13 protein-coding genes are annotated in these 14,674 nt (G+C 54.1%); 4 read left to right on the forward strand and 9 right to left on the reverse strand.

All coding sequences use genetic code 11. The features are described 5' to 3' along the window. The first annotated feature begins 78 nt into the window (after positions 1-78). A complete protein-coding gene (locus ACYQ0R_RS08875; RefSeq protein ID WP_459822580.1) occupies positions 79-1,176 on the forward strand; it encodes a hypothetical protein in 1,098 nt (365 codons plus the stop codon). Positions 1,177-1,314: 138 nt separating this feature from the next. On the opposite strand, the gene ACYQ0R_RS08880 is transcribed toward ACYQ0R_RS08875, so the two are convergent. Beyond that, positions 1,315-2,343 carry a DUF7961 domain-containing protein gene (locus tag ACYQ0R_RS08880; protein ID WP_459822582.1) on the reverse strand — a complete coding sequence of 343 codons (1,029 nt, stop codon included), beginning with the start codon at positions 2,341-2,343 and terminating at the stop codon, positions 1,315-1,317. A gap of 237 nt (positions 2,344-2,580) precedes the next feature. Here ACYQ0R_RS08880 and ACYQ0R_RS08885 point away from each other — a divergent pair, with 237 nt between their 5' ends. Beyond that, a complete protein-coding gene (locus tag ACYQ0R_RS08885; RefSeq protein WP_459822585.1) occupies positions 2,581-3,189 on the forward strand; it encodes a hypothetical protein in 609 nt (202 codons plus the stop codon). Positions 3,190-3,331: 142 nt separating this feature from the next. On the opposite strand, the gene ACYQ0R_RS08890 is transcribed toward ACYQ0R_RS08885, so the two are convergent. After that, entirely contained in the window at positions 3,332-4,558 is a 1,227-nt protein-coding gene (locus ACYQ0R_RS08890) for a pentapeptide repeat-containing protein (RefSeq protein WP_459825726.1), read from the reverse strand. A gap of 22 nt (positions 4,559-4,580) precedes the next feature. On the opposite strand from ACYQ0R_RS08890, the gene tnpC (ACYQ0R_RS08895) reads away from it, so the two are divergent. After that, the gene (gene tnpC / locus ACYQ0R_RS08895) at positions 4,581-6,035 is read left to right on the forward strand and encodes an IS66 family transposase (RefSeq protein ID WP_459820405.1); all 1,455 of its coding nucleotides are present in this window, start codon (positions 4,581-4,583) and stop codon (positions 6,033-6,035) included. A 38-nt stretch (positions 6,036-6,073) separates the two neighbouring features. Here the strand turns inward: tnpC (ACYQ0R_RS08895) and ACYQ0R_RS08900 are convergent, their stop codons facing one another. The 6 genes from ACYQ0R_RS08900 to tnpC (ACYQ0R_RS08925) form a co-directional block, all read right to left on the reverse strand. Further along, a complete protein-coding gene (locus tag ACYQ0R_RS08900) occupies positions 6,074-6,628 on the reverse strand; it encodes a hypothetical protein (RefSeq protein WP_459822587.1) in 555 nt (184 codons plus the stop codon). 209 nt (positions 6,629-6,837) lie between these two features. Next, positions 6,838-8,613 carry an McrC family protein gene (locus ACYQ0R_RS08905; RefSeq protein ID WP_459822590.1) on the reverse strand — a complete coding sequence of 592 codons (1,776 nt, stop codon included), beginning with the start codon at positions 8,611-8,613 and terminating at the stop codon, positions 6,838-6,840. A gap of 1 nt (position 8,614) precedes the next feature. Continuing rightward, positions 8,615-9,859 carry an AAA family ATPase gene (locus tag ACYQ0R_RS08910; protein ID WP_459822592.1) on the reverse strand — a complete coding sequence of 415 codons (1,245 nt, stop codon included), beginning with the start codon at positions 9,857-9,859 and terminating at the stop codon, positions 8,615-8,617. A gap of 118 nt (positions 9,860-9,977) precedes the next feature. Continuing rightward, positions 9,978-11,090: a tyrosine-type recombinase/integrase gene (locus ACYQ0R_RS08915; protein ID WP_459822594.1), complete on the reverse strand. Its 1,113-nt coding sequence runs from the start codon at positions 11,088-11,090 to the stop codon at positions 9,978-9,980. A gap of 3 nt (positions 11,091-11,093) precedes the next feature. After that, entirely contained in the window at positions 11,094-11,651 is a 558-nt protein-coding gene (locus ACYQ0R_RS08920; RefSeq protein ID WP_459822597.1) for a hypothetical protein, read from the reverse strand. A gap of 388 nt (positions 11,652-12,039) precedes the next feature. After that, complete coding sequence (gene tnpC / locus ACYQ0R_RS08925) at positions 12,040-13,473, reverse strand: IS66 family transposase (protein ID WP_459821240.1); 1,434 nt, start codon at positions 13,471-13,473, stop codon at positions 12,040-12,042. A 459-nt stretch (positions 13,474-13,932) separates the two neighbouring features. Between tnpC (ACYQ0R_RS08925) and ACYQ0R_RS08930 the strand changes: the two genes are divergently transcribed. Beyond that, positions 13,933-14,085: a hypothetical protein gene (locus ACYQ0R_RS08930; RefSeq protein ID WP_459822599.1), complete on the forward strand. Its 153-nt coding sequence runs from the start codon at positions 13,933-13,935 to the stop codon at positions 14,083-14,085. An 89-nt stretch (positions 14,086-14,174) separates the two neighbouring features. Here ACYQ0R_RS08930 and ACYQ0R_RS08935 read toward each other — a convergent pair whose 3' ends face one another. Next, positions 14,175-14,636, reverse strand: a complete 462-nt coding sequence (locus ACYQ0R_RS08935; protein ID WP_459822602.1) for a DUF5793 family protein — start codon at positions 14,634-14,636, stop codon at positions 14,175-14,177. Between the last annotated feature and the right edge of the window lie 38 nt (positions 14,637-14,674).

Here is a 14,674-nt window from a genome sequence, read left to right on the forward strand (position 1 = left end):
ATTCAGCACCGGGACTGGTTCTTTTGAAAAGTAGCTCTTGAATCAGTCTTATGACAGAGCGCTTCCAACGGATGCGGTATGAGTGATTCGTTTGCACCAGACCTTGGTGCCCCTAGGACTATTGCAGGTGCGGAAGACTCGCAGCGTCACATTACACTTGTTGATTCGTTCAGGATTGGAAAAAGCATTATGTACATTCATTCTGCTAGCCAGCACGATTACCCGATAGGTGATGGCGATTCTAACTATCTAATTTCCGCTCTTGAGAATATTAGTGAGATCCTCAAATCAAGGGAGATCGATTCACCTGTGGCTGGAAAAGCCAACCAACTTAGACTCCGACTTGAGTCAGATTACGAGCCTGATGAGACTCTATCTACTGAGGATGCTGACGAATTAGAGCGTAAATCAATGACGTGGTCAAGTTTGTTGGAAGAGGATCTTAAAGAAGAGCAACGCATTCCAGCAACCGATACTGGTGTAATGGAAGTCGAAAAGCTACTCAATTCGCCAGAATCACTATTTAGTCAACCTGTATGGAATTGGCTGCATGAACGTCCTAGATCAGATATTGCCGAAGCATGTCGATCGATTGTAGTTGGATCAACAACAGCTTCTGTGATGTTATCGCTTCGAGCTGCTGAGCACTGTCTCAGAGTTTGGCACGAAGAAAAAACAGGAGAATCATTGGACGCTGCATGGGGGCGTGTTTTGGAAAAGCTGATTCAAGAGTACCTCGATGACGAGGAGGATAATAGATCACTACAGCAGCAACTTAGCGATTTCCCTACTGTTCTGTCTAATCTATACTATTTGAAAGAGAAAAGGAACGAGGTAAATCATCCAGATAAATCACCAACAGCGTCGGAGGCCATGCAATCTCTAATGCTTGTAGTCAGTACAATCACGGAAATCTATCATGAATTAGTTGAAGACATTCATATTGTTCAGAATGGGATAGAAATTACTCTACCAAAAGAAGGATTGTCAGATGAAGATCTTGTCTACGAATTAATAGATAGGCTTGACGACGGAGAAGGCACACACAAGGACGACCTTTACGAGGCTGCTGAAAAGTTCGGGCTAAATCAATATGATGTTCGTGAAGCACAGATGGATATACTCATGTCTGGACGTGCATACGAGCCATCTGATAAGAGAATAAAAAGCATCTAGCAATTCCACCCTCAGATAGAAGGTCAGAAACCCGAGAAGAACGTGCTATGTGTCTAGTTAGCTTCTGAAGTCTGTCTCCTGTTGTGGATTTTAGCAAGTCGTACTCCTCCATACGGTCGCCTGCCGTCATACATCTAATTACGAGATGTTAGTGAAGCTGAGTTCGCTGTGGCTGTACGAGTACGTTTTCAAGCCCTCACAGCGGTTCTGTAGCTCGCTTGGTGGGATATGCGATTCCGAGTCGGCCTCAAGTTGGTGGCGGAACACCACCGAGACATCGCGCTCGTCATCCGCCCCGTCACCAACGTCGACGACGAGTGCCGTGTCGGGGTCGTCATAATCCGTTTTGATCACGTAATCTCCGATGACGAAGGGGTTGTCCGCATATTCGAGATTCGTGTGTTTGTAAGTGTAGAGCTTGATGTCCTGATCGTCACAGTAGGATGCGAGCTTCGCAGGGTGGATGTCACGCCAGTCGCCCGGCCCCTCATTGAGCGTACTCGGGAATGCAACTGATACCGCTTCACCGTCGAGTGCCTGCCCGTACAGATTCACCTCCCTCTCCGGCGGGAGCACTTCGACGACGACGGCTACGGAGGAGTCGTCGTCGCCAGTTTTTACGACGCGATCCCCGGGTCGGAACGGGTTCTGTGGCTTCTGGTTCATGTGCGCCGTGTTCGGCCCGAGTTCGTGCAACTCGTTCATCGGTCGAGCCGCAAGATGAGCCAGCTTTTCTGGTTCCTCGCCCGAGTAGATGTCTTGCGACGCAACCTTCGATCGGAGTGTTTCCGTCCGCTCCCAGCCGAGTAGAATCAATCCATCCTCATCATCACGGTGCCAGACCATCACGATAATGTCGTCGTCGGAGTCGTTGTCGAGAAGCGTGGTCGGACGGAACGCCGAAACGTCGCGAGAGGTTTTCACATCGACCTTGTAGCCGAATATCTCGAAGTCATGCCCCGAGAAACTCTCTGGATTACACCGCCGAATCGCTTCCTCGTTCTCCCAGTCCCAGAGTTCGACGGGGAGATACTCACGACAGAACTGCTCGAACGCGAGTTCGCCGAGGTTTCCGATCCGTTTGACGTCGAGGTTGTCAGCCCCCTGAATCACTGCCTGATGATGCGCTCGCTCTTTGTCGATTTCGTCAGGTGTGTAGAGATACATAGCGAGGTGACACAGCAACCTGCAAAAAAGATGACGGCATTCGGATCGACGGTTCATCATTGGAGGAGTATAACGAGAGCATGAAACAGTCGTCCTCCGATTCGAGAGGTGGTGATGCGACCCCTTTCAGACGATGACGGTCACTTTAGTTCATCAGAGAAGCCACTGTCGATGACTTATTTATCATCATTCGACCGAACATTCAGACTTTTGCAGGTCTTCGAGTGTGTCTGTATCATGGATGGTTGCATTCAAAATTGGGTGACGAAATTTCGGGAGAATTGGGAGGACAAGCCGATCGAATATCTAACTGAATCCGGAGACTGGAAGGAGGACGGTGACCCGCTATTTGGCTCGATCTCTAATGCGATTCAGTCGAGAGGTTATCGACTTTCAGTAGCGGAATTACTGCGAATCAGCCAATGGAAGCTCCAGAGTGGCCGAAACGATTCCAATATCAAAGCGAACTCCTCCGAAGCGGTTACCCAGCAGCTTCAAACTGCCATAGATTCCCCGACCGATGCAGACGCAATCGAAGCGTTAACTGAACTCAGTGGAATCGGTGTGCCAATGGCGTCGACCGTCCTTACCGTAGCCAAACCCTCACACTACGCGATTATCGACTATCGGGCTTTTCGAGGGCTTGTCGGTGCAAAACCGGAGATAGCAAATCCTCATGAGTACGGAGAATACGCCGAGTTCTTGGAGCACTTCCGCACGTACCTGAAAAGCTCTGAGTCATACGATTATTACATGGATCACGTACGGCAGATCGCCGATGACGAAGACCTCTCCGCAAGGGAGGTCGATATGGCTCTTTGGGCGTTCGATAAAGAGATGGTATGATTGTGCGTCGAATTGGCTCCGTTGAAATCCTTAGGAAGTGATAAACTTTGATCCTATGTCGGTCAATACAGAGAACTCACCTACCGGCGACGCGACGCTCTTACCGACACCTGTTAAGAATACCGTGCAAGATACAGAGGATCTATCTTGCAGCTCGACGACCAAGCACGAACACGAGTAGGGCAATTAGAATTGCTCCGAGTGCTGTGTTGAGTGTGGCAAGCATCTGGCCAACACCTATCGGTTCGTAGTCACCCATTCCTAGAGTTGTGAACGTGAGTGTACTGAAGTAGAGTGATTCGAGTAACAGACTCCACTCTCCATTGAGAATCCGACTATAGGTTATCGGGTCTTCTCCAACTGGCCGGAGCCACTCATCGAGTGGGTAGAGTAGTGCGGCAAGGAGTATGAATCCAATACTGCCGCCGATAATCCGCCACGGACTCTCCCCATACAGGAGTGTTCCTCGTGCTACCTTTGCTCGGATGTACCGAGCACTTGCAATCAGTCGCTCTTGCCACGATTCTGTCTTCTTCGCATCCTGCTTGTATCCCTCTTTCTGGAGATCTTGGCGTCGAACGAAACACTGGGATTGTAGTCTCGATCGTGCCGCCTTGTCAGCCAGTTCTTCTAGTGTTCGGTAGACGCTCTTGGCCTTGCCCACGTCGGTCTCGTCGCTGTCTCCCTTATAGTTCGGATCGTAGATACAGCGCGGTTTCGAGTAGATTGCCGAGAAGGTATGAGGAGAGGAATCGGTGTCCTCATTAGGATAACCGAGAAATCGGGTGTTTTCATCAATCCGGGCGTCTCCGAGTACTACACCGTTGAATTTTGCACCTCGGAGGTCTGTTCCAAGTAGGGTTGCTCGACTCAATAGTGCCGATTCAAGATTGGCTTCGCAAAGGCTAGTATCGGTGAATTCTACATCAGTGAGATTTGCGCCGTCAAACTGACTTTTATCGAGTTCTAAATCACAGAAATTGGCATATTCATAAAACTCGGATTGCCCGAAATTAATTTCCCCCTTGAAATCTGCATCTTCAAAATCACCCCTTCCCCTAAACTTTGCCCGCCAAAAGTCAACCTTTTGTTCAAAAATAGCGCCCTCAAAACTGGCTCCCTTTTCAAAATTGACAGAGTCAAATATGGCATCTTCGTTAAACTCTACGGAATCAAATAACACAATATCATTGAAATTTCCATGTGTGAAATTGACATTCCCTACGAATTCGGCCCCTGAAAAAGCAGAAGCGCCCTCAAAATCGGCATACGAAAAATCAGTAAGTATTCCAAAACCTGCATTCTCAAAAGATATACGTAGTTGGATAGCAGTTCCATGTCGAGACGATTTCGTAGCAGTCTCATAGATCGTTCACTACTGCTGAATTACTGTGTCGCTGGGGAGTCGCGGATCAACGGAATCGACAGATTCCGTGATCCGCACCGACGACAGTTCGCTACTCCGCCAGCAGCTCGTAGTCAAGAAGCTTGAGAACCAGCTGCTGCGACGCCAGATTACTGCACAACAACAGAAGATCGAACAGCTTGAGGCTCGCCTCAAGCAGTACGAAAATCCAAACACACCACCCAGTAGACAGGGTGGTGCGGCTAATTCATCAGGCGATGACGACCAAACCGAGGACGAAGACCAAGAACCTGATGAAGACGACGCTGGCGGCGACTCTGACGCCGCCAGCGACTCATCGCCTGGACGCAGCGAAGGTCACGAGGGAACAACTCGAACAGCACCTGAACCAGAAGAGACGATCCTCGTTGATCAGGGATTCTGTCCAGACTGTGAGCAAATCCTCTCTAGCCCTGATAGCTACGTTTCACGGACTATTATTGACGTACCGCTTCCTGTTCCAACCACTGTTACCGAGTACAAGCTCGGTAAACACCACTGTTCTTGTGGTAACGAGGTTGTTGCTGAGCATCCTGACTGTCCCGAAAAGGGGCGGTTTGGGCCAAATATCATGGCCCAAACCGCTCTCGGTCGGTTCCATCAACGACTGCCGAACCGGAAACAGGCCGAGCTGTTTGACTGGGACTTCGACCTTCCGATCTCTCACCGGACGATCTACAACTTGACTAAGCGGGTCGCAGCCGGTCTGCGACCCGCTTACGAGGATGTCAAAGAGAAGATTCGGGAGAGTGAGGTCGTCTACTGCGATGAAACAGGCTTTCCGGTCGATGGAGAACAACACTGGGCGTGGACGTTCGTCACTGATGACGAAGTGCTGTTTTGGGTTGATGAAAGCCGAGGAAGTGGAGTCTTAGAAGACGTCCTCGGCGAGGAATTCGCCGAGGACTCGACGCTCAGTTGTGACGGCTGGTCGGCGTATTCGAGTTATCACACGAAACTGCAGCGGTGCTGGGCGCACCTGTTGCGGGAGGCTGAGTACGTCGCTGAACGGTACGAGGAAGCAGAGCGGCTGTCTGAAGAGTTGCACGCACTCCACGACGATCTAACGACGTTCGTCGAAGGAGATCCGTCCGCTTCCGCCCGCGAGCAGAAGCGGGCGGAAGCATCCTTACACTTGGAGGGCCTGGTGAGGGAAGGTTACGAGGCCCAAGAGGTTCAGCAGCTGATCAAGAAGATCAGCAATGGCTTGGGTCACTGGCTGACGTTCGTGACCGAACGGGGTGTTGATTCAACGAATAATCGCGCAGAGCGGGCTCTGCGCGAGCAAGTAGTCCTTCGGAAGATGTTTCGGACCCTGCGTTCGGCAGAAGGGGTCCAGATTCACGAGACAATAACAACGATGTTGGCGACGTGGAAACGACGAGGACTTGATCCACCTGAACAGCTCCAGTCAATTCTGGGTGGGAGAGAACTTCGGTAAGGACGAGAGGCATCACTGAGCGGTGTATCTTTGTCTTGCTATCCAACTACAGATATACTATCGGAGAATTTCGCCAACTCAAAGTTCGTAACGCCGTCAAACTCTACATCCCAGAAGACAATATTTCCCCTAAACACAGCTTGCTCAAAATTGACATATTCTTTGAATTTCGTACCCCGGCAGATAATATCACACTCAAACTCTGTCCGTTCAGCTTCAACTTCATCAAATACTGCGTGAGATAGATTAATCGGACAGTCTTGCGATACAGTAATGCCCTCGCTCAATTTAAATGTTCCAAACTTTGCTCCAAGAAATTGTCCATGTTCCCTCGAGCCTGTGGGGTCTATACTTTCAATAACCTCTAAAAACGCTTCAACAACCTTCTCATCGTCTTTTTTATCTACTCGCTGATGAAAGAGACATAGATTTTCACCATCTACTTCTTCAGCAACCTCATGAGGACAACTCCACAGACCGTATTCATTCAGGGCTTCTTCATCAACGTAGCACTCATCTCCCTCTTGTCCGCCCCATGTCTCGGGATCATCTGCGTCCAGTACATACTCGCAGGTTCTATTACCGTCTGACATACTTCGGCGCAGGACTGCTGACCTCTTGAATCTGGGTACTGAACCAAATCCACCATGCAAGATCTGCGCTGTGTATCTTGCACGGCTATCGAAACGCCCTGCTGAATTGGTAGAACACTCTGCAGTCATTATGCAGGTTCAACGGAACAACTGTTTCAGATTAGAATGTATCTGAAGAATAGGATTTCAACAGGGCCATCAAATTCGGACTACAGCAGTCTGAACCCACCTTCGACGGAAACAGATCTCGGAATCCCGTCCGAATCTAACGCTACGAAGTAGAGGTCGATCGCCTCGTCCCCAGCATCTCGACGAAACACCGGGATGCAAACCGTTTCATCGGCGTCTCTGTCACGACAACGCGTCTCTATCTGTCGACGCGTCCACTGTCCCTTCTGTTCAAGTTCCGAACGCGACCGATATCTGCGGGAGAGGGTATCGGCAGCGGCGTTGACCACTCGAAGCGAGAATTCTTCGACGTTGCTGAAGTCAAACGGCCCTTCGGATTCTGCCAACCGCTCGAGGTCGTCAACGTCGTGTTGATCCAGACAGAGCGCGTTCTTCTTGACTGCGCGAAACGCCTCGAGAGCAGGGTACCGTCGAGTGAGTACGTCGTGGAGATACTCCTGAACTGCACCGTGGTAATCGTCCAGATCGAAGCCAGCTAATCGAGGCGAGACGACCTGCAGCTGTGCTCCCGTCTGCGCGATGGTTCGCGTGCGAGGTTCATTGAGAGGACAGAGGAATCCCATGTGCTCCGTGTCGAGGAGGTAGGCGTAACTGAACAGCCGGGAGCGGGAACCACCACTCTTCACGGGATCCTTGTCCTCGGAGTAGTACTTCGAGTCGAGGACGGCCAGCGTCTCGTCACCCTCCTCGACCGCATGATCCGGCTGATGGTACACCTGTTCTTCCTTCTCGAACGGCTTGAGCGTCGGCGACCGTACTGCCGACACGTTTTCCGCCGAGTCGAGGTGGTCGTAGGATCTGATCGCTTCCAGCTCGTCTTCGATAGCGACCTGTGAGTACTGCTCGAACAGCGACTCCATGTTCAACACGTAGTCGACCACCAGCTCTCGTTCACCTTCGAAGGCGGGCGTTCCGAGCGAGGACGCGACAATAGCCTTGGACACTTCGATCGCCTGCTCGTAGTAGTGCCGCTGCTTGGGGAGATCGTCCAGCGAGAAGTGGCGGTACTCCGGGATACGCCGGCGACCGCTGGTGACGTCCAAATCCTCAAGATGGCGTACCTCCTGATGAACCTGCGAGAAGATGTGGTAGTACGCCTGATGGTCGTACTCGTCCTCGTAATCGCGGAACAGTCGAAGCAGATGTTTTCCCGCGTAGTGTAGTAGCGAATTGGCCGGATTGTCGTAGTTGACCTCTTTGAGGAGGCAGTGTTGTTGGACGCGTCCCTCCGCTTGGTTGAGCAGTGATCGCTCGATGTCGATGACCCCCCGGGGACGATCGAGGTCGGCACGGCGCGTCTCCAGCTGGCGAATGAACCCGTTTCGGTGAACGTCTTCGAGTCCGTTGAGGTAGTTGACGGCGAGGATCAGGAACACGTCCTCGAGGTCGATGTCCTCCGTTCGGAATTCGTCTATCGGGATACCGTGATATTCGATCGCTCGTTTGCGACCGTGTACGGCGAGCAGCATGTCGAAGATCGATTCCCACTCGATCTTCGGCTCGATGCGGAGCTTCGACGTCGGTGTGAGGCTGATGATCCCCACGTTATCTCGCGCCATCACTCGCATCACGGGGCCGTCGAGACGGACTTTGACGACGCGATACTCCTTATCGCGGTCGTCGAGTGACTCCTGCGTTTTAACGAAAACGTTCTCGGCCTCCTGTTCGAATGAGGCTCGTCGAAGCTGTTTATCGATGGACGGTGGACACCCCTCGATACGGATCTCGCCACGCTCGGGAACGCTGAACGTTCTCGGCTCGTAAGCGTACGACGCGTCCGGTTCGGTGGTACTCATCTTATGTCTCGTAGGAGCCCATCTGGCGTCGTTCCGCTTCGAGTTCGCGGCTCGCCAACTCCGCGGCCGGTGCGAGGTCGAACGCGTCGAATCTGTCGTTGAGGGCCCGGTAGTGCTCCTCGATTTGCTCGATCTGAGGGAAGGCCGCGGAGTTCAGCAACCTCGGAACGATGAAAGTACGGAACGCCTGCCCGACTGCGGCTTCGGGGTCGTCCATGTACAACTCGTCTTCACGGAGTGCTTCCCGCAGGAATACCGTCACGTCGCGGTAATGCATCGGGCCGAACCGCATAATTGGCCCTCGGGAAGCGCGCTCGGAGCCGTGATTGATGCCGTCGTAGTCAGCCTCGAACAGCTCGAGCAGTTCGTCGTTTTCGATCAGTGGAATGTCTCCGAGGTTGTCTTCGACCCAGATCTGGAACAGCTCTCGTCTGTCCTCATCCTCGTACTCGTCGAGTTCGATCATCGCGAAGCGCCGGGTGATCGCGTTGTCCAACTCGTTGACCGTCCGATCGGACATATTCATCGTACAGATGATGCTCACGTCCTCGTCGAGTTCGATTGTTTCTCCGTCATCCGTTTCGATGAGGGTCTGATTCCGGTTCTCGATGGCGGTGTACAGCGGGCCGAAGATCTGCGAGATGTCCGCTCGGGTGATCTCGTCGAGGATGACGGCGTACGGGATCTCGAAGTCGCGTGCGCGCTTGACGCCCTCGGAGACGGCTCCGAGTTCGGTCTCGTATCCGAGAGACCGCACGCCGGTTGCACCGGTGAGTTTCGGGCCGATACCCCCGATTATGTCCTTGGCAGTCCATGACGGCGTCGCCGTGTGTAGCGAGTAGCCGACGCAGTGGCGTAGGGCCAGTTGTTTCGCGAATGTGGTCTTCCCGGTACCTGTCGGGCCGTAGAGAACGACCGGTTTTCCGGTGCGAAGAGCGGTCAGGGCGTTCCGTCTTACGTCGTCGGGAACGAGTACGGTATCGGGTGTATCGTCACCGCGAGTGATGACTGTCCGCTTCAACTCCTGAGATGCGAGTGGTGATTTGAGCACGGCTCGCCTGATCTCTCCGACGCCCTGATCCCCCTCGTGATGAATGTCAAGAGTCTGCTCCCGAATGAGGAACTCGAGCACCTGCTCACTCTCCGCATCTTCGATGGCTTCGACGACTCGATCCGGGACAGCTCGAAGAACATCGAGGCTCTCCTTTGCGTCTTGTACAGAATAGTCACCGGCCGTACTGGTCATTTGATATCAGAATTTACGCGCAGTTGTTAAAAGGATGCCTCCACCTTCCGACTTATCTGGAGCTTACAATTCGTTCGGCTGCATCCATCTAACCGGTCGATAACTTCAACGAGTTCTACTAGACGTTCCACGCGCGCTGGAACGCCCGTTTCCGAGACTGACGATGGTCGTGGACGTACTTCATCGTCGTTTCGAGCTTGCTATGACCCATTTGCTTCTTCAGGAAGTGGACGTCGAGGGATGTCTCGTTGGCGTACCACGTGGCTGCCGAGTGACGGAGGCAGTGTCCAGTCACTTTCCACCGCGGGTTCCCGTGGACGTCGTATCCCGTTACTTCCTGAATATCGGCGTTGAACCCGGCTTCCTTGACCTGTCGCGAAATGTAGCTCGGACGCATGAACGGCTTCTGGTTCGTCACGAACAGCCGATCGCTCTCGTAGGCGTACGGACTCGCGGTTCGATGTCCCTGATCGAGCCACTGTTGGAGAAGGGGTTCGATGATCTCGTTTGGGTAGTACACCCAACGATAATCGGCCTGATCGTCTCCCTTTTTTAGATTCGGAACTTTGAGCTTACCCTCCTCACGATTGAGGCCGTTGTCGGGATCGTCAGCGGCGATGACCGCTTCGGATATCGCTCTCGTCCGGCACGTGGTGTACCAAAGCAACTTGAGAAGCAGCTCGTTGCGCACGCGCGGGGAGGGGATGTTTTCGGGCTGCCAGAGCTTGACCGCTTTCGACCGCTCGATCCACTTGTAGTCGTCCGACTCGTCAGTCTCCCGACGGCTCTTTTCCAGTTCTCCGGGGTCGAGATCGTAGTTATTGATACTCCGATCTTCGGTGAGATTCTCTTCGAGTGGCCCCTCGTCTTTCGCCCAACGATAGAACCGTTGGCAGGCGGCGAACCGATTCGAACGGGAGTTTCGAGCCCACGGGGTGTTGACGAGCCATTTCAAATAGTCGCCGACGTCCGATCCGTCGGCCTCAACCGGGTTTGCGATGTCGCGCTCTGCATCCAGCCACGCCACCAACGGCTTCACGCCTCGGTAGTACCGTTCGGCTGAGTCCTCGGACTTCTTTGCGGCGACATCGACAGCGAACTCCCGGAGCGTATCGGCTGCCGGGTGCGGGTCGAGTTCGTTTTCGCTTTTTTCAGCTTCGGCTTCAGTAACGATCTCGTACTCGAGTACCTCGTCAACTGACGGCCCCGGGATAGAAAGATCGAACTTCATCGGTCACTCCACCATCCGATACACCCGCTTGTCCTTCTCTTCTTGCGGGCGCGCGTACGTTGCTTCGACTGTCGCCGAGTCACGGTCGAGTCGCTCGATGGCTTCCTTGATGTTGAGCGGCTTGTAGTCCTCCCCTTGAAGCAGCCTCACAAGGTGAGAGGCGCTGCCGGTCTTGCGGATGATCTCCTCAAGCTCGTCATCCTCGTTCGGTTCTGTCGAGAGGATCGCTTCGCGATCGTCGACTTCCGGAATGAGGTCGTGGATCCGGGCCGTGATCTCCGTGTAGTTCGACTCGTCATCCCGAACGAGGAAGTAGGTCTCGTCCAGCCTGTCTTCGACGGTGTCGAGCTTGTCGGCGAGCGTCTCGAACCGCTCGTGGACACGATCGAGTTCAACTTCGCCAACGGCCTCTTCGGACTCGTTGTCCATCAGCTCGTGTTCGACGCTGGTGACCATCAATTGGGTCAGGCTTCGCCATTCGGGGGAATTGTCGGCGGCTCGTTTCCACCGCTGCTTCCGCTCTTTGGATACGCGGATCTGGATGTAGCTGCTTTCGGGCATCTCCTCAGCAGGAAGCTGGGCTCCGCACACTTAGAGCTATCGGCAATTTGAAAACTCAAGTATTATATGGGTTGTTTAGGGCCTGATAGGGGCTAAAAGCCCATTCTATAAAATACCAATATAAATACCATTCCCGCTTGATGCTCAGTGGTGTTCTTCTGTGTTTCTCGAATCTCACTTTTCTCAATTCGACGCAAATGAGCACCTCAGACAGTCTTATCGACATCTCGACACAGGGGTATTAAGTGAGACGGCTCGAAAGAAGATCGCAAGAAGGCGGCGGGATCGGCGCTCTGATCGTCCCAACAGTATCATAACGAGATGTCGTGATGCGCCAGATGTTCGGGAACGAGTAGCGAACAGCTACACTTCTCACATTCGTATGTATTTACCCCGAGGACGCAACAGCGGGCACTGCCTGAGTTCGTGAAATCATCTCATTGTTTCGAGCGATTCGCTTGAATTCTTCGTAGGGATTACGTCCCTGCTGGCGGCAGGTCGCCAGCAGGGACAGCAGCGTCTCATGCACGAACATACCGCGGTCGTTCCGGAGCGTTCCAATGATCTTCCGGAGAACCACCGGCTCACGAAGCGCGTTTTCAGCCGCGTTGTTCGTCGGAGAGACCGCTGGCTCACCGATGAAGGTGAGCCAGTGGTCGAGGCCTCCTTCGATCTTCCCGAGTAGTGTTGCCACTGGTCCGTCGGGCACTGACCGCTCTATCAGCGACTCAAGCTCTCTCCGGGCCACGTGCTGGAGTTCTGCTCGCTCACGAACTGTCAAGTCGCTCTCCAGTCGAATCTGGAGAGCGACGTACAGCTGTTTGAGAGCACGGTGGATCGGTTCGCCTTCCGGTTGCTTCTCAGCGGCGTCTTCAGCCTCCCGTAGAATATGCGCCCAGCACCGCTGGAGGTTGCTGCTGAAGGCCGGATACGCCGTCCAGCCATCACAGACGACCGTTCCCGCGAAGTCCTCGCCGAGGACTTCTGCGGGAACATCGCTTCCTCGACTCTCCCTGACCGCGTACAGCGTATGTTCCTCGGTAGTGAACGTCCAGATCCACGCCTGTTCGCCGTCACGTTTGATTCCAGTCTCGTCAACGTGGACAACGTCGGCTTGCTGGATCTGGTGGCGGATCTGCTCGTACTCACAGCGACCGGCGCGCGCAGCGCGCTCGGTCGCGTGCCATGCAGACGCGCCAGACAACTCCAGTCCGTGGAGCTGTTCGAAGCGGTCGCCGATCTTCCGGTATGGAAGACGGTGGTCGTACCGAGAGAGCGCTGCCTGTGCGATGACGTTCACCCCGAACTGCCCCTCATCGGGGCAGTCGGGGTGTGAGGCGACGGTTTCAGCTCCACAGGAGTGACACTCGTAGTGGTGCCGGTTGTACTGAGTGACTTCCGGTGGCTGTGGGTCAGGGAGTTCCTCGACGAGTCGGGGGCTGACGCCCGCCGACTCGTCGAACGCCTCACCACAGTCTGGACAGCAGTCACAGGTGACCTCGATTTCTTGATCTGGATCGGGAGCGTCGCGCCATTCCGGGTCATGTCCGGACTTTCGGCCGGGCGTGCCACCGTCAGTACGCTGTTCGTCGTCCTCGTCCCCGTCGGACGAGGACGACTCCTCTTGCTCCGACTGGTCCTTGCTCGGCGGTGTATGTGGTCCTTCGTACCATCGGATCTTGGCTCTGAGGCGCTTGTTCTCTTTACGGAGTTGCTGATTTTCTTGCCTCAGTTCTTCGTTCTCCTGCTCAAGTTCATCAACGCGGTTTTCGAGGGCAGTGATCCGCTCAAGCAGTTGCTTCACTTTCTCATCAGTAACCATCAGAACCCCCCTCGGCTAGTGCAGAAGACACGGGACGGTCTCCCTGCCGGAGACCGTCCCTCGGGGAATACCCTGTCGTCTGCATTGCTCTACTACGAGGTCAGGGGCAACTTACGAGAGAGTGGCGAAATCGTTCTGGGGGTAAACACGTACTCACATTCTTTTTCCATCCTGAGCGACTGCTTCGTACTCTGCCGTCCCCATCTAGGAGTGGTCAACGTGCCCAGCTCGGACAACGTGACGATGGCGGCTCAGTCATCGATGACCACGTTCACTCGATCCGGTGGTCAGTCAAGCACACAGAAACGGATGAACTTCTGATGGGTGCGGACCCGATCTCCGCCTCGGATACGTTTATAACGAGTCGCATAGTCGAACCGACGGTCCGGAAATTTGTCGCCTCTTCACGGACAACGGGGCCACCAGTAGTGTTTTGAGAGTTGATGGATAACATAGAATATGAGCCTCACTTCGGACGACTTCGAGGAGTTCGTTTCCTCGGACCCCGATGATGACGAGACGGTCCCACTCGGACAAGCACTCTCTGAGCTGGGGCTTGATGTCGAGGTAGACCCCGTCGAAGCCGTTCGTGATGTCCGCGAACGGTTATGAGGGTACTCCTCGACACGAACGTTCTCGTCGCAGCCGTTACGGTCTTCCCGGCCTATGGTGGTGACGCGGTCGCCGGAAAGAGAGTCAAGCTACAGTTCGACGCCGGATGGGATCAGACTCTCACTACGTAGGAGATTCCCCTCGTGGTCGTACACGAGGAACGTTTCCTTGTCGTAGCTCACGAGTCGCTTGCCGTCGATGTCGATCTCGATCCGGTAGCGGGCCTCGTCATCCGTCGCATCGCCGTACTCCCGGGCGGCGTGAATGAACGGAAGCACGTCGTCCGAGGTCTCGTTGAGTTCGAGAACGAAATCACCCGTAAACCGGTTCGTGACGCCGACGACGCCCTCTGCTCCCGTCGAGAGCGGCTCCCGGAGCCGGAACGCAACGTCGATCGCTTCGGCATCGAGGAGTGCTCCATCAGTGTTCGAGAGCCGATCCCGTAAGAGACCGTCCGGTCCGTGGAAGTCGATCGTAACCAACGGCATTGACGACTCCTCGTCATCCCCGGAGACGCCCTCGACGCTGAGATCGAAGTAGTCACGCCGCATTTGCTATGCTACTCTTCGGTCTCACCGCGTATGAACGT

The organism is Halorubrum luteum, assembly GCF_054652935.1.

Coding starts and splice junctions, on each gene's coding strand:
- ACYQ0R_RS08880 (WP_459822582.1), bottom strand. CDS start 2,343: ATGTATCTCTACACACCTGACGAAATCGACAAAGAGCGAGCGCATCAT.
- tnpC (WP_459821240.1), bottom strand. CDS start 13,473: ATGGTTACTGATGAGAAAGTGAAGCAACTGCTTGAGCGGATCACTGCC.
- ACYQ0R_RS08900 (WP_459822587.1), bottom strand. CDS start 6,628: ATGTCAGACGGTAATAGAACCTGCGAGTATGTACTGGACGCAGATGAT.
- ACYQ0R_RS08930 (WP_459822599.1), top strand. CDS start 13,933: ATGAGCCTCACTTCGGACGACTTCGAGGAGTTCGTTTCCTCGGACCCC.
- ACYQ0R_RS08920 (WP_459822597.1), bottom strand. CDS start 11,651: ATGCCCGAAAGCAGCTACATCCAGATCCGCGTATCCAAAGAGCGGAAG.
- ACYQ0R_RS08885 (WP_459822585.1), top strand. CDS start 2,581: ATGGATGGTTGCATTCAAAATTGGGTGACGAAATTTCGGGAGAATTGG.
- ACYQ0R_RS08910 (WP_459822592.1), bottom strand. CDS start 9,859: ATGACCAGTACGGCCGGTGACTATTCTGTACAAGACGCAAAGGAGAGC.
- ACYQ0R_RS08875 (WP_459822580.1), top strand. CDS start 79: ATGAGTGATTCGTTTGCACCAGACCTTGGTGCCCCTAGGACTATTGCA.
- ACYQ0R_RS08935 (WP_459822602.1), bottom strand. CDS start 14,636: ATGCGGCGTGACTACTTCGATCTCAGCGTCGAGGGCGTCTCCGGGGAT.
- ACYQ0R_RS08915 (WP_459822594.1), bottom strand. CDS start 11,090: ATGAAGTTCGATCTTTCTATCCCGGGGCCGTCAGTTGACGAGGTACTC.
- ACYQ0R_RS08905 (WP_459822590.1), bottom strand. CDS start 8,613: ATGAGTACCACCGAACCGGACGCGTCGTACGCTTACGAGCCGAGAACG.